This window comes from Ruegeria sp. HKCCA5763 (assembly GCF_013034545.1).
Taxonomy (GTDB): Bacteria; Pseudomonadota; Alphaproteobacteria; order Rhodobacterales; family Rhodobacteraceae; genus Ruegeria.
Genome location: NZ_WQGF01000005.1, coordinates 35131 through 49056, shown reverse-complemented (window position 1 = coordinate 49056; position 13926 = coordinate 35131). Strand labels below are relative to the sequence as shown.

At 59.1% G+C, this 13926-nt stretch carries 12 protein-coding genes; 2 read left to right on the top strand and 10 right to left on the bottom strand.

Translation table 11 applies throughout. The features are described 5' to 3' along the window. The first annotated feature begins 37 nt into the window (after nt 1–37). Nucleotides 38–733 carry a phosphatidylcholine/phosphatidylserine synthase gene (locus GOV89_RS10305; protein WP_171177998.1) on the top strand — a complete coding sequence of 232 codons (696 nt, stop codon included), beginning with the start codon at nt 38–40 and terminating at the stop codon, nt 731–733. A 22-nt stretch (nt 734–755) separates the two neighbouring features. Here GOV89_RS10305 and GOV89_RS10300 read toward each other — a convergent pair whose 3' ends face one another. From GOV89_RS10300 to GOV89_RS10265, 8 genes are all read right to left on the bottom strand, one after another. Beyond that, complete coding sequence (locus GOV89_RS10300; RefSeq protein WP_171238121.1) at nt 756–1223, bottom strand: hypothetical protein; 468 nt, start codon at nt 1221–1223, stop codon at nt 756–758. Nucleotides 1224–1299: 76 nt separating this feature from the next. After that, nucleotides 1300–1755 (bottom strand): methylated-DNA--[protein]-cysteine S-methyltransferase, encoded by a 456-nt coding sequence (locus GOV89_RS10295; protein ID WP_171238120.1) that lies wholly within the window; start codon nt 1753–1755, stop codon nt 1300–1302. Between the two features lie 78 nt (nt 1756–1833). Then, nucleotides 1834–4746, bottom strand: a complete 2913-nt coding sequence (gene ileS / locus GOV89_RS10290) for an isoleucine--tRNA ligase (protein ID WP_171238119.1) — start codon at nt 4744–4746, stop codon at nt 1834–1836. Between the two features lie 163 nt (nt 4747–4909). Continuing rightward, nucleotides 4910–7615 carry a DUF2339 domain-containing protein gene (locus tag GOV89_RS10285; RefSeq protein ID WP_171238118.1) on the bottom strand — a complete coding sequence of 902 codons (2706 nt, stop codon included), beginning with the start codon at nt 7613–7615 and terminating at the stop codon, nt 4910–4912. Between the two features lie 155 nt (nt 7616–7770). Then, a complete protein-coding gene (locus tag GOV89_RS10280) occupies nt 7771–8481 on the bottom strand; it encodes a VIT1/CCC1 transporter family protein (RefSeq protein ID WP_171178008.1) in 711 nt (236 codons plus the stop codon). A gap of 60 nt (nt 8482–8541) precedes the next feature. After that, nucleotides 8542–9531, bottom strand: a complete 990-nt coding sequence (locus GOV89_RS10275) for a YcjF family protein (protein ID WP_171178011.1) — start codon at nt 9529–9531, stop codon at nt 8542–8544. After that, nucleotides 9524–9979 carry a GNAT family N-acetyltransferase gene (locus tag GOV89_RS10270; protein WP_171238117.1) on the bottom strand — a complete coding sequence of 152 codons (456 nt, stop codon included), beginning with the start codon at nt 9977–9979 and terminating at the stop codon, nt 9524–9526. The genes GOV89_RS10275 and GOV89_RS10270 overlap by 8 nt, the downstream gene beginning before the upstream one ends. Next, nucleotides 9976–11391 (bottom strand): YcjX family protein, encoded by a 1416-nt coding sequence (locus GOV89_RS10265; RefSeq protein ID WP_171238116.1) that lies wholly within the window; start codon nt 11389–11391, stop codon nt 9976–9978. The genes GOV89_RS10270 and GOV89_RS10265 overlap by 4 nt, the downstream gene beginning before the upstream one ends. Nucleotides 11392–11498: 107 nt before the next feature. Between GOV89_RS10265 and truA the strand changes: the two genes are divergently transcribed. After that, nucleotides 11499–12266, top strand: a complete 768-nt coding sequence (gene truA, locus GOV89_RS10260) for a tRNA pseudouridine(38-40) synthase TruA (protein WP_171238115.1) — start codon at nt 11499–11501, stop codon at nt 12264–12266. Here the strand turns inward: truA and GOV89_RS10255 are convergent. Both GOV89_RS10255 and GOV89_RS10250 read right to left on the bottom strand, forming a co-directional pair. Beyond that, nucleotides 12263–13225 carry a nickel/cobalt transporter gene (locus GOV89_RS10255; RefSeq protein ID WP_171238114.1) on the bottom strand — a complete coding sequence of 321 codons (963 nt, stop codon included), beginning with the start codon at nt 13223–13225 and terminating at the stop codon, nt 12263–12265. The two genes, truA and GOV89_RS10255, sit on opposite strands and share 4 nt — an antisense overlap. Further along, on the bottom strand, nt 13210–13905 hold the full coding sequence (locus tag GOV89_RS10250; RefSeq protein WP_371810018.1) for a DUF1007 family protein: 696 nt from the start codon (nt 13903–13905) through the stop codon (nt 13210–13212). Before GOV89_RS10250 ends, GOV89_RS10255 begins: the two co-directional genes overlap by 16 nt. Between the last annotated feature and the right edge of the window lie 21 nt (nt 13906–13926).

The window sequence follows — 13926 nt, the reverse complement described above, 5'->3', positions numbered from 1 at the left end:
GTTTGCATCTCAGGCGTGCATCAGTCATGACGCGTGCATGACACTCAGATTCAAAGCTCTTTCCGTCCATCTCTTCACTGCAACTGGCGCCGTTTTTGCCATGCTCGCCATGCTGGCTGCCGTCGAAGAGAAATGGAGCCTTATGTATCTTTGGCTGGTTGTCTCATTCATTGTGGACGGGATCGACGGCCCTCTGGCGCGTCATTATCATGTCAAAAAGAACGCGCCCGAATTTGACGGCGTGCTGCTGGATCTGATCATTGACTACCTGACCTATGTGTTCATCCCGGCCTTTGCCCTGTTCAAGTCCGGGCTGATGGACGGCTGGACCGGGTGGTTTGCGATCATCGTCATAACCTTTGCCAGCGCGATGTATTTCGCGGACACCCGGATGAAGACCAAGGACAACTCCTTTTCAGGTTTCCCCGGATGCTGGAACATGTTCGTTATCGTGATCTTCGCGCTCGAACCGAATTTCTGGATTATTCTGCTGTTGGTGACACTGCTGTCGCTTGCGATGTTCCTGCCCCTCAAGTTTGTCCATCCCGTGCGCACCGAGCGTTGGCGCGGCCTGACCCTGCCCATGGCTCTGGCCTGGACGTTCTTTGCCGGTTGGGCGGCCTGGGTCGATTTTCATCCCGAAAGCTGGGCGCATTGGGGGCTGGTGATCACCAGCCTGTATCTGACCTTTGCAGGCATCGCGCAACAAATCATACCGCAGCGCCACGCCTGACGCAGCGCTGCCGATAGTCGAGCTACATGACGTCCTGCACCTCGAACTCGGTGCCGTTATGGGTAAAGACATCACCCTCTTGCAGGCCCACCATGGCCAGATAAATCGGGCTTTGTGTTGAAATGCCCATATAGGTCTTTCCATCCACCTCGAACCGGGTGGTCGAAACGCATACAACAAATCTGCGATTGTTGAACTTGATCACTGCGCCGGGCTGAACCGTGTCGGTCAGACCGAAGTCGGTGTTTTCAATCACGTCAATCTTGGCGTGGTGTGTATGCACAGGAGCGTCAAACGCAGCCGCCAAGTCAGCGTTTTCGCGTGAAGCGGCGAGGTCATCCTTGTCGTGACCTTCCCGATCATCCAGTTGAGCGTCCTTCAAAAACGCATCGTAATGCGCCTGCGCCGTTGCAAGTTCTTGCGCTTCAAGTGACATCAACCTGTCAATTATGGCCTTCTTTCGGGCGGCGCGATCTTGATCCGTGGTCATGCAATGCGGTCCTTCAAATTCAACAACACGTATATGGTGTGCCCGCCGTTGACGGATTGCAACCGAATTTCACGGATCAGATCAAAAGCCCGGCTGCGCGCTCATGGCGCAACAGGGCCACTTTGGTCTCGACCCCGCCGGCGCCGGAAAAGCCACCAAGACCATTTGCTGAGAGCACCCTGTGGCAGGGAATGATCACCGGAATGGGGTTTGCACCGCAAGCCTGCCCTACAGGTTGCGCAGGCTGCCCAAGCTCTTTGGCGATATCTCCGTAAGTACGCGTTTCGCCCAGAGGAATCGCATACATCAGATCGCAGACCTGTCGCTGGAAGTCAGACCCTGCAACGCGGTAAGGAAGGTCAAACCGGTCCAATTCCCCGGCGTCATACGCTTTCAATTGCGCGGCGGCTTCACGCAACAAATCCGTCGGTTCTCCCACATCCCGGCCATCCCAGACCAGGCGCGTGAGGGCTCCGTCTGTTTCTTCGACACCCAGACATCCAAATTGGGTTTCCACGGCAATCATCGGCATAGGCGCAGCGTTTCAGATCACCAAAGCTGTTGCAAGCAGGGAAAGAAAAACCCCCAGCCGATGGGCTGGGGGTAAGTGTTAACCAAGCGCGTCGTTACAGCGGCTGCATACACCCGGATGCGTGTGGCGGCCCACGTCGGGCAGGATTTTCCAGCACCGCTGACATTTCTCACCTTCGGCTTTTTCAAAGACCACCGCGACACCTTCGATTTCGGGCACGCGGAACGCCTCGGCCGGGGCAGGATCACCCGAGACCGCCAATCCGGAAGTGATGCACAGATCATCCACGTCAAAGGTTGCCAGCAGATCACGGGTCTCCTGATCCTCGACATGAACGATCGGCGCGGCTTCGAGGCTGGATCCGATGACCTTGTCCTGGCGCTGAACTTCCAGCGCAGCGGTCACCGCGCGGCGAACGCGTCGCACTTTGGCCACGGCCTCTTCCAACTCGGCGTGACGCCAGTCGGCAGGTGTTTCCGGGAAATCCACCAGATGGACCGAGCTGTCATCGCCCGGGAAGCGTTCCAGCCACACCTCTTCCATGGTGAACACCAGAACCGGAGCCAGCCATGTGGTCAGGCGATGGAACAGAATGCCCAACACGGTACGCGCGGCGCGGCGACGCAGGCTGTCACCGTCGCAATACAGCGCATCTTTGCGGACGTCGAAGTAGAAAGACGACAGATCAACTGTGGCAAACGTGAACACGGCGCTGAATACACCCTGGAAGTCGAAGGACGCGTAGCCCTTACGCACCTGCTCATCCAGTTCGGCCAGACGGCTGAGGACCCAGCGCTCCAGACGCGGCATCTCCTCGGGCTCGACCCGATCCGCTTCGGTGAAGTCGGCCAATGAGCCCAGCATGAACCGCATGGTGTTGCGCAGACGGCGATAGCTGTCGGCGGTGCCTTTCAGGATCTCAGGCCCGATCCGCTGGTCGGCGGTATAGTCGGTCTGCGCCACCCACAAACGCAGGATATCGGCACCGTATTGCTTGACGACCTCTTCGGGCACAATCGTGTTGCCCAGCGATTTGGACATCTTGTTGCCCTTGGCATCCAGCGTGAAGCCGTGGGTCACCACGTTGCGGTACGGCGCGCGACCCTTGGTGCCGCAAGCCTGCAGCATGGACGAATGGAACCAACCGCGGTGCTGGTCAGTGCCTTCCATGTAGACATCGGCGATACCGTCCTCGGTGCCATCCTCACGATCGCGCAGAACAAATGCGTGGGTCGAGCCCGAGTCGAACCACACGTCCAGCACGTCGAAAACCTGATCGTAGTCGTCCGGGTTGGCGATGCCGTCGAGGATCTTTTCTTTGAAGCCGTCGGTGTACCAGACATCTGCGCCGTCTTTCTCGAACGCAGCCTTGATGCGCGCGTTCAGGTCCGCGTTGCGCAGCAGATAATCCACGTCGGTGGGCAGAGCACCTTTCTTGGTAAAGCAGGTCAGCGGCACGCCCCAGGCGCGCTGACGGGACAGAACCCAGTCCGGGCGCGCTTCGATCATCGAATAGAGGCGGTTACGGCCGGTTTGCGGCGTCCATTTCACCAGCTCGTCGATGGACCGCAGGGCCCGTTCACGGATGGTATCACCCATCTCGCCCATGCCATCGTCCAGCTTACGGTCAACCGAGGCAAACCACTGCGGTGTGTTACGGTAGATGATGGGAGCTTTCGAGCGCCATGAATGAGGATAGCTGTGCTTGATCTTGCCACGCGCCAGCAGCCCGCCAACTTCGGCCAGCTTGTCGATGACGGCTTTGTTCGCGTCGCCCTCGCCGCCCTTACGCGACAGGATGTATTTGCCGCCAAAGAAGGGCAAATCAGCGCGGAAGCTGCCATCGTCCATCACGTTATAAGTGATAACCTGTTCCAGCATCCCCAAGTCACGATACAGCTCGAACTCCTCCATTCCGTGCGACGGCGCGCAGTGAACAAAGCCGGTCCCTTCGGTATCGGTCACAAACTCAGCAGCGCGAAAATCGCGGATGTCGTCCCATTCGCCATTGCCGCCTTCGGCCCCGGCCAGCGGATGGGTCAGTTGAACGCCTTCCAGCTCATCTGCTGTCACGTCACGGACACGGGTCCATTGGTCGTCGTTCAGACGCGCGCGACCCAGAACGTCAGCAGCCAGGTTGTCGGCCAGCAGGAACTTGTCGCCTACTGCAGCCCAGCATTCCTCTGGCGCGCCGGTGACTTCGTACAGGCCGTAAGAGATGTCTTTGCCGTACACGACTGCCTTGTTCGACGGCATGGTCCATGGGGTCGTTGTCCAGATTACGACAAACGCGTCATCCAGATCACCTGCATTCACAACCTTGAACTTCACCCAGATGGTGAAGCTTTCCTTGTCATGATACTCGACCTCGGCCTCGGCCAGAGCGGTTTTTTCGATCGGCGACCACATTACGGGCTTCGAGCCCTGATAAAGCGTACCGTTCATCAGGAACTTCATGAACTCATCCGCGATCACAGCCTCGGCGTGATAGTCCATGGTGATGTAGGGATCAGGCCAGTTACCGGTGATGCCCAGGCGCTTGAACTCTTCGCGCTGGATATCGATCCAGCCCTCGGCAAACTTGCGGCATTCCTGCCGGAAGTCGACGATGTTCACCTCGTCCTTGTTCTTGCCCTTCTTGCGGTATTGTTCTTCGATCTTCCATTCGATCGGCAGGCCGTGGCAGTCCCAGCCGGGCACGTAACGCGCGTCGAAACCCATCATCTGATGGCTGCGCACGATTATGTCCTTGATGGTCTTGTTCAGCGCGTGGCCGATATGCAGGTGGCCGTTCGCATAGGGGGGCCCGTCATGCAGGGTAAAGGGCGTGCGGCCTTGTTTCTCGCGCAGGCGGTCATAGACGCCGATGGTCTCCCACCGTTCCAGCCATGCGGGTTCGCGCTTGGGTAGGCCAGCGCGCATGGGGAATTCGGTTTTGGGCAGTTTCAGCGTGTCTTTGTAATCAGGTGTCTGGATCGTGTCGGCGCACATTGGGGGCGTCCTTTGGATGATCTGGTCGTACTAGGATCGAAGCGGTCGGTGCGAGTTCTCAAACACCTTTGCCCGGCGTCTCAGAGGGTCAGAGCGCCGGGGATATAATTCGAATAATGATGGCCAAACGGTCATGCATGGCGGGCTTATAAGACGCCCGCGCCTAATGGTCCAGAGGTTCTGCCTTATGCGGCGAATGGCGCAGTTTGGCCCAGCGGTTCAGCCATGCCAGACCAGCCAACGCAAGGCCAAGCGCAAGCAGCGAGAAGACCCGGATCAACCCGCCTAGCCCTGCGATGTCGATCAGAAAGACCTTGGCAACAGCCAACCCGATCACAACGAGGCCCGCCTTCCGCATCAGGTCCGATCCGCGGGCTAAAGATTGATAGAACAGCGCAGATCCGATCAGCAGCAGAACCAGCGTATAGGTGTAAAGCTCGGGCTGTGTGACGCCGTTTCCTTCAAACATGCCCGCAGAGCCCTGCCAGACGTGGCGGATTGTCAAACCCAACCACATGGCCGCAAGCCCCCCTGCCGCCACATAGCTTGTCATCGTGATCTGGTTGGGCATGTCTTTGATCCGCCAAGCGGACCCGGCGATAACCAGCGCGGGCAGCAGATACGCAATGGCAAGCGTGTTGAAAACCGGCAGACCGAGCACCGGATCAGCATTTGGATTCAACAGCGGGTTTTGCTCGGACACGGCAAGCATGAGATAGAACAGACCATGCGCGGCAAAAAAAACCGCCAACACGTAACGCGCATAGTTCAGCTTACCGCCCAGCTCAAATCTCTGAACCTGAGCAAAAGCCAGCAGCAGCCAGATGACCGCCAGCAGTCCCAGAGCCCAATGGCTGTTGTCGGCGCCGCCTTCGCCAAACCCTTCAAGCCAGCGCAGCAGCAACAGGGACAGCAGAATGCCACCTGTCGCCCACGCTGCGCTTTCCAGCAGCAATGACACCACTGGGCGCTGCAAGGGGCGCTGCACCCACCAACCCGCCACAAACCCCACCGTGGCCGAGCCGTAAACCAATGTCATCTCGAGCACCGGAGCCGAATTTGCCCAATCCAGCCCCGGATCAAGCACCAGTCGAACGGTGACAGTGAAGACACCGGCCCAGATAAACCAGCTCATCGGGGGCAAAGTGAACCTGCGATCCAGAGCCGCCGCCGCCACGACGCTTGCCACCAGCGCCACCGTCAGTGCCGCCGCGCTGAGCACGATGACGCAGGCAAAGACCAGACAAGACAGCGCAGACAAAGTGGCCAACGCAGCACGCATCCGATCCTCTCCGTCAACCCGTGCAAAACGTTCCGCAATCACCACCATCAGGACGGCCAGCGCAACCGCGTGCAAGGCCCAGGGGTAGGCCCCGATCACAGAAGCCGGATGCCAGCCGACCTCCAGCCCGATAGCCATTACCGGGGCAAACAGAGCCGCCCCTCCGGCCCAGATGGCGCGAAACTGGGTTGCTTTCGCAGACCGCCACGCCATTAGGATTGAGATCAAAGCCCCCAAGGCGACCAGCACCGTGACGACCATCGGATAGTCGGCCTCAGCCGTTTCCGCATAGGTGGCTGCAAAGCCTAGAAAAGCTGCGCCTTGGTCAAGCCCGTGCATCAGGACGTTAAACACAAGCCCGACGGCCGGCAGGACGGTCAGGTCCTGAAGCGCAGGTGCATCCTTAGCCCAAAGAAGCAGGGCCAGCACAAGTGCGGACAGTAAAGTAACACCAAGCCAGAACTCAGTTTCCGTGTCGGCCCAATGCCAGGCCAAAATCGCCGAACTTACTGCAATGGCCCCGGCGGCCAATCGGGTCGGAAAATCCGGCCATGGGCGCGCCTTTGGATAGCGGATCATCTGAGAGACCATGGGCCCTGAATGATCCGGCCAGACGCGCCGCGCAGGAATGGCGATCACCAAAAGCGCCAGTATCAATGTGGCGACCAGATAACCCGGTTCCGTGTTTGGCGCGCCTGCTACCAGCAGAAGGTTCGCCGAATAGGCTCCAAACACGGTCAGAACGGACACCCAAGCCCAGCGCTGGACTGTGTCGATGCCAAGCCCCAAAACGGCAACCAGCAGGAAATAGGCATAAAGCCACGAGGGATCCTCGGACGCTCCGCCAACCAGAAATGGGGCCAAAAATGCGCCGATCAGGCCAACCGCGGCCAACAGCGGGCCATGGAACCACCCCAGAACAAGGCCGATCACGGCGACCGCGACCATCCCCGCCAGCGCCGCCTCGGCACCGATCAGGTCGTACAGCTGACGCGCCGCCAGAATGGCCCCGAAAAGGGTAACAAGCCCTGCCCCAGAAAAGACCGATGGTAAATAGGCGGTGGTCGCGTCCTCATCATCGCCGAATTTCCGACGCAAGGCTTCACCCGCAGTGATCAGAATCGAACCGAACCCAAGTGCAGCCAGAACCCTGGCAGCAGGAGGCAGCAATCCGTTTTCGACGCCGTATTGCACAAGAAATATCCCGGCCAAAGCCAGCGATACGGCTGAGACCGCATAAAACCAGTTCTCGCGCAGCCAATCGCCGAACGCTGTAAACCGGTCATGAGTGAATACGATGGCCGATGAAGTCACATCCGCCGTTCCAACCAAAGTTTCTTCTGCTGGCCTTTTGGGCGCGGCCCATGGGGCGGGCCTGCGGGGTTCCTGTTCAGCTTCCGACTGTGGATCAGGCACCTTTTCTAACGGCCCCTCAGAAACCACCGTATCAGCTGAAGACAGGGTTGAAATCTGCGCCTCCAAATCTGCTACGCGACGACGCAATCGGGTCTGCCCGACCACCAGCACAACCAGAGTCACCGGGATTGCCAGAACAATCAGCCCAACAAGAACAAGTAGCGATTCCAACGCGGTCTCCGATCTTTGTCTTGTGGCTAGGCTATCTTGAGAAGGCGAGCAATAACAGTCAGGAAAGCCGCGGCTTGGCTGACCCATACACCCGTTTCAGACAAGTCTACGCTGCCGGAGAGCGCCCGGCGGCAGCAACACCCCTGCTGCGACAACTATGGATGGAACAGAGACCCGACCAGGTAGGCGATCAATGCGGCCAGCCCGCCGATCAACAGCGTCTCCATTCCCGATCGCCACCAAGGGGCCAGCGACCATCGGCTTTTGAGCGCGCCGATTGCGAAAAAGACCCCCATGGTCATCCAGGCAGACATCACAAATGCGTTCGGAATCGAGGCAAGGAAAGGCAGCAAGGGGATCATCCCGGCCACAAGAAACGCAAAAAACGTGGCCAAAGCTGCCTTCATCGGGTGCGGGTCAACACTGCCCAATCCATATTCACCCTCGATCATCAGGTTGATCCAATTTTCATGACTCGATGTAATCTCTGCCGTAGCTTCGTTCAAAACGTCGCCCGACAGCCCCTTTTGGGCAAGGATTTCGCGCACTTCCTCCCGCTCGCCATCCGGGTACAAAGCTATGTGGCGTTCCTCGACCGCGCGGATGCGTCGAATGTTGTCAAGTTCAGCCTTGGTGCCCGAATAATTGCCCGCAGCCATGGAAAACCCGTCAGCCAGCACATTCGCCAAACCCAGCGCGACGATAACAAACGGGGAAAGCCCTGCCCCCGCGACGCCTGCGACGATCGCAAAGGTGGTGACGGATCCGTCGATGCCGCCATAAACAACATCGCGCAACACACCTCGACCTGGTGGTGCATTGATCCGCTCGGCGATTTCCTGTGGGCTGTGACCGTGATCCGTCATGGCTGGCTCCTCCGACACTCCTAGTGTGGCGAAGGGCGGGCACTGACGCTTTGCTTTGGATCAACCCTTGGAAAACAGGCCTTGCAGAGCGCGTTTGATGATACCGCGCGTTGACGGTTTGTGCCGTTCAGAGAATGGCAGCGGGCGGCAAACCTCCATCGCGGCGACGCCCACACGCGCGCTCAGCGCCCCGTTCACCAGGCCCTCTCCAAACCGGCGGGACAGTTTGCTGAGAACGGACCCGCCCAGAACAGGCTCCAGAAGATCGTCGCCGACGGCCACAGCCCCTGTGGCGACCAGATGTACAAAAACGGCACGGGTCAGGCGCCAACTGCCAAGAGTACCGGCCCGACCGCCATAGATTTCCGCGACCCGACGGATCATCCGAAGTGACGCGGCCAGTGCGGTCACAACATCTGCCAAAGCCAATGGGACTAAGGCGGTCACAGTTGCAACTTGCCGGGCTGCGGCCTCAACCTCGCGGCTGGCGGCTTCGTCCAGCGGAGCCAGCAGTTCATCTTCGGCAAGGCTCAGCAAAGCCGAGGCATCAAATTGATCCCCCATACGCTCTGCCAGTCGGTCGCGGCCCCAGCGGGTCTCTTCCCGGCCTTTATAAAAGGTGATCAGACGATTGGTAACAACACGGGCCTGTGCCAGATCGGCATCCGCCAAAGCCGTATCCGCCGCGCGGCGCATTCCGTCGACCCGCGACAATCGCCCCAAAGCTGCCAATTCGCGGATCGCAATGATCAATCCAACCAGCACCAATGCCGCCAGCAAGCCAACTACGACCCACCCCAGAACTGGCGTCCGCGCCACCAGTGAAGTCGCAAAATCCCAAGCTGCAACAGAGATTGCCGCGCCAACAACAGCCAAAGCCAGCCCCCAAAACCAACGCGCCAAGGCGGATGGTTTTCGGGCGGCAAGCCTTGCAGCGCTCTGCATCGCCTGCCCCTGAGGTTGCGCGACGTCTGGCACCGGAGGGGCCTGCGCAACATCAGCAGCAGGCTCATCCGCTTCAAGATCGATCAGAACCGGGCCCTTAGCCATGGGTCATACCTTTGCTGCGCCAGACAAATTTAATGTCCGGCAGGTTTTCGTCATTATCCGCGCCATTGCTGCGCGCTGCTTCGGCAAAGCCGTTGCGCTGATAAAATTTACACGCGCCTGTGTTGGCCTGAAACGCATACAAGCTAAGCCGGGTTTGACGGGATTTCGCGCGATCCAGCAGTTGCCGCCCGATCCCTTGCCCGCGCGCCTGCATGTGCAGGTAGAGTGAGTTGATCTCCGTTTCGTTCAGCGCCAGAAATCCGACCACGCCCACGTCACTTTCCGCAACAGTTACCCAATCCTGATCGATCATTTTACCACAAAAGGCGATGGTTTCAGCGCAACTGTGCAGATTTGGCATCCAGTCATTTTCCAAAGTGAAACCGTGCAGGATTGTCCCGATGGCACCGGCATCTGTGGTACGTGCAGGACGCAAGATAACGGTCACAACCTGTCTCCGATCAGAAACTGAGCTGCGCGATCCAGACGGATATGCGGCGGTCCATCGCCTGGTTTCAGGGTCAGATGCGCAGGGGCAAATGCCATGAACCCATAATCCTCATCCAACCAACTGTCCGCCCCATTTCGCGCCGGACCCAAAAGATGCGCTGGGTCTTCAGGCAATTCGCCGGGATAGAACGCAGCCTGTTTCCCGCTGTCCAACAAGGTGCCCCTCACGCATGGCAACTCCACCCCGTTGTGCCTGCGCATTTCTTCGGTCGTAGCACGCAGCGAAGCCAACGACAGAGCTGCCGTTTGCGCCCCTGCGAAATTCGCACGGTCTCGTGCCTCGCGTGTCAACGCTTCGATGATTGCCGTCATGCGGGGATGTTGTGTGTGGTGCAAATGGTCGGCTTTAGTCGCCGCAAACAGGATGCGTTCGACCCGCTTGCCCAACAGCAACCGGCTGAGCCACGCGTTCCTGCCCGGACGAAAAGCCGAAAGGATATCGGCCATCGCGCGGCGCATATCCTCAACCGCCTGCGGGCCTTTGTGGATCGCGCCCAGCGCGTCGACCAGAACCACCTGCCGGTCGATGCGCGAAAAATGATCACGAAAAAAGGGTTTTACCACCTGAGACTTATAGGCTTCAAATCGCCGCTCCATCTCACGCTGAAGAGTTTTACGGCGTGACGGACCGGACAGAGCCAAAGGCGCAAAGGTAAGCACCGGTGAGCCCGCCAGATCCCCAGGCAACAGAAACCGCCCCGGGGTGCAGTCATAAAAACCGGCGTCACGCGCCTGATTGAGATATGCCGTAAACGATGACGCCAGAGCTTGCGCCGTCGGCTCGTCATGCGCGCCGGACGGGTCTGTGGCCTTTACCTGCGCGAGGTACTCGGCGGCCTCGGCACGTGTCTCGATGCGCGTCAGTGTTTCCTGCGACCAATCTTCGTAGGATTTGTCCAAAAGGGCCAGATCCAGCAGCCATTCACCGGGATAATCCACGATGTCCAGATGCACTGTTCGTGGCCCCTGCAACCCGGCAAGCAACCCTGCGGGGCGCGCTTTGAACGACAAACGCAATTCGGACACAGCGCGGGTGCTGTCCGGCCAATGCGTCGTGGGGCCGGTCAGAGCGGACAGGTGGGTTTCATAATCGAACCGGGGCACCGTATCGTCCGGCTGTGGTTGCAGATAAGCGGCGTTGATCCGCCCTTCTTGCTGCGCGGTCAGGCCGGTCATGCGGCCCCGATCCAGCAGGTTGGCCACGAGCGAGGTGATGAAAACCGTCTTACCCGATCGCGCCAGCCCGGTGACACCCAGACGGATGACCGGCTCGAAAAACGTCTCGGACACGCTGTCGCCGATGGTTTCGACGCCACGCACAAGACTGTCTGCCAGTGATGAGATGACCAAACTGTCGCCCCGCAATTTTCGTTTTACCCTAGATAGGTAGAGGGTGCGGCACATACCAGCGCTTTCGCCCTCTTGCCCGTTCCCGCGCTGCGCTGTACCAGCGACGCATGCCCAGATACGCGTTGAAAGTTGAATACCAAGGGGAACCGTTTGCCGGATGGCAGCGGCAAAAGGATCAGCCGTCCGTTCAGGGGGCCATTGAAGAGGCTCTGTCGCGTATTCAGCCGGGCGCGCACACAATCGCCGCCGCAGGGCGCACCGATGCCGGGGTTCACGCGCTTGGTCAGGTTGCCCATTGCGACATGGCCAAGGAATGGGACCCGTTCCGCCTGTCCGAGGCACTGAACTATCACCTCAAACCGCAGCCTGTGGCGATTGTGAAGGCCGCTCGGGTCGATGAGGATTGGCATGCACGCTTTTCAGCGGTTGAACGGCAATATCTGTTCCGCATCCTGATGCGCCGCGCCCCGGCAACGCATGACCGGGGGCAGGTCTGGCGGATCAACCATCACTTGGATGTCGATGCGATGCAGGACGGGGCAAACATGCTGCTGGGACGGCATGATTTCACCACGTTCCGGTCTTCGATCTGTCAAGCGGCGAGCCCCGTAAAAACTCTGGATGAATTGCGGGTCGAGCAGGTTCCGGGCTTTTCCGGCCCCGAGATCCATTTCCACGTGCGCGCCCGATCTTTCCTGCACAACCAGGTACGCAGTTTCGTGGGTACTCTGGAGCGTGTCGGCGCCGGTGCTTGGACACCCGAGGACGTGCGCGACGCATTGAAAGCTGAAAACCGCGCAGCGTGCGGACCGGTCTGCCCACCGCAGGGGCTGTATCTGGCGCGTGTTGGCTACCCGGAGCCCGTGTTCGACTAAATCGCGCGCATCAGCAAACCGCCGGCAATCACTGCAATGACAAGACCAGCGACCAGTTCGATGGTCGGGGCCAGAACCGAAGCAAAGCGTGTGGCCGAGGCTGAAGCCAGTAGCCCTCCACGCAAACCGAAGGAAGTCCAGCCGACCAGCGTGGTTACTGTGGCCGTGCCCAGCGCCATAGCAAAAGCCCCGGCGACACCTACCATTGCAATGCCCATCTGCCAGGTCAGGATCAGCACGAACAAAGCACCTGTACAGGGCCGCGCGGCAATACCTGCAATAAGGATCATGGCCTCGCGCAGAGTGCCCACATTTGCGACCTCTTCTGCCGTTGGTCCATGCCGATGACCACAATCCGTGCAGACACCGTCATCATGGTGATGTGCATGATCGTGGTCGTGGTGATGGTCATGACTATGTTGGTGGTCGTGAGCATGGTCGTGATCATGCGTTGCCTGGCTTTTTTGACGCCGCGCAAAACTACGCACAGCTCGGAACACCAGCCACAGCCCGATCAAAGCAATCGCGCCATAACTGATTGGGGCCATGACCTGCTCGGTCGCGCCCACAAGGCTTTGGCGGGACATCTGAAACACCAATACCCCGGCATAGACCAGAACTATGGCTGTCACGGCTTGCCCTAGACTGGACAGCACGCTTATCGCTGACAGCCGCCAGAAAGCCACGCGTCGACCCAGCCCGTACCCGCCGATCAGAACCTTACCGTGACCGGGGCCGATGGCATGAAAAAAGCCATAGGCGAAACATACAGTCAGCAGCGTGGCGACGGCCTCAGGCTGTTCGGCGCGTGCGGCACGCAGCGAGCGGGCGATCTGGTTCTGAAATTCGCGTTGCTCACCCGCGGCCCAAGCCGCAAGGGAGTCAAACCCGCCGCTTCCCCAAAACCAAAGAAGCAACCCACACGCAAGCGCGACCGGAACAATCAGGTAGCGGGACATGAAACGCGAATCTCGGTGGCAAAGTTTTCTCCGACCAGGGGAATGTCGTTTTCCTCAAGATCGTAATCTGCATCCAGCGTCAGCAGGAAGGCTTGCATTTGCGCCAACTGGCCATCGATATCGGGGTCGAAACGCTCCGTCTGGCAGGTGGCGGGGCCTGTGACGATGACAGGGCGTGTCACTTCGTAGGCAGTGTAATAGGTCTCATCAAAAGCTTTTGCGGACAAGGCGCTGGCGGGAACTGAACCGCCTTCAACCGCACGCAGATGGGTGGTGACGATGCGGCCATCCTCGGTTGTGGCACTTGGCGAAAGCGGGCCGGACAGCGTGACCGGCATTCCGCCGGAAGTCACAACAAGATCGCCATTATATCCCTCGATCCATTGCGCATCGAACCCGGCCAGAAACTTTTCTTCGCTTTCGGTCAACACACCGTCGCCATCCTGATCCAGCCGCATATCTTCCAGTTGCAGCAGGGAAAACAGCTCATCATAGGCCCATGTCACGCGGATATGGGTCAGTTGACCACTTTCATCCACGATGAATTCAAGCCCGGTGTCGATAAAGACATGTGGGTGGGCCATGGCCGGGATCGGCAGGCAGCAGGATATAACTGTGAACAACCATCGCATGAACGCAAGATAGGTCCGGCTGTCCACCGCGGCAACGGCTTTTGCCATCAAACTGCAAAAACCGGCCGA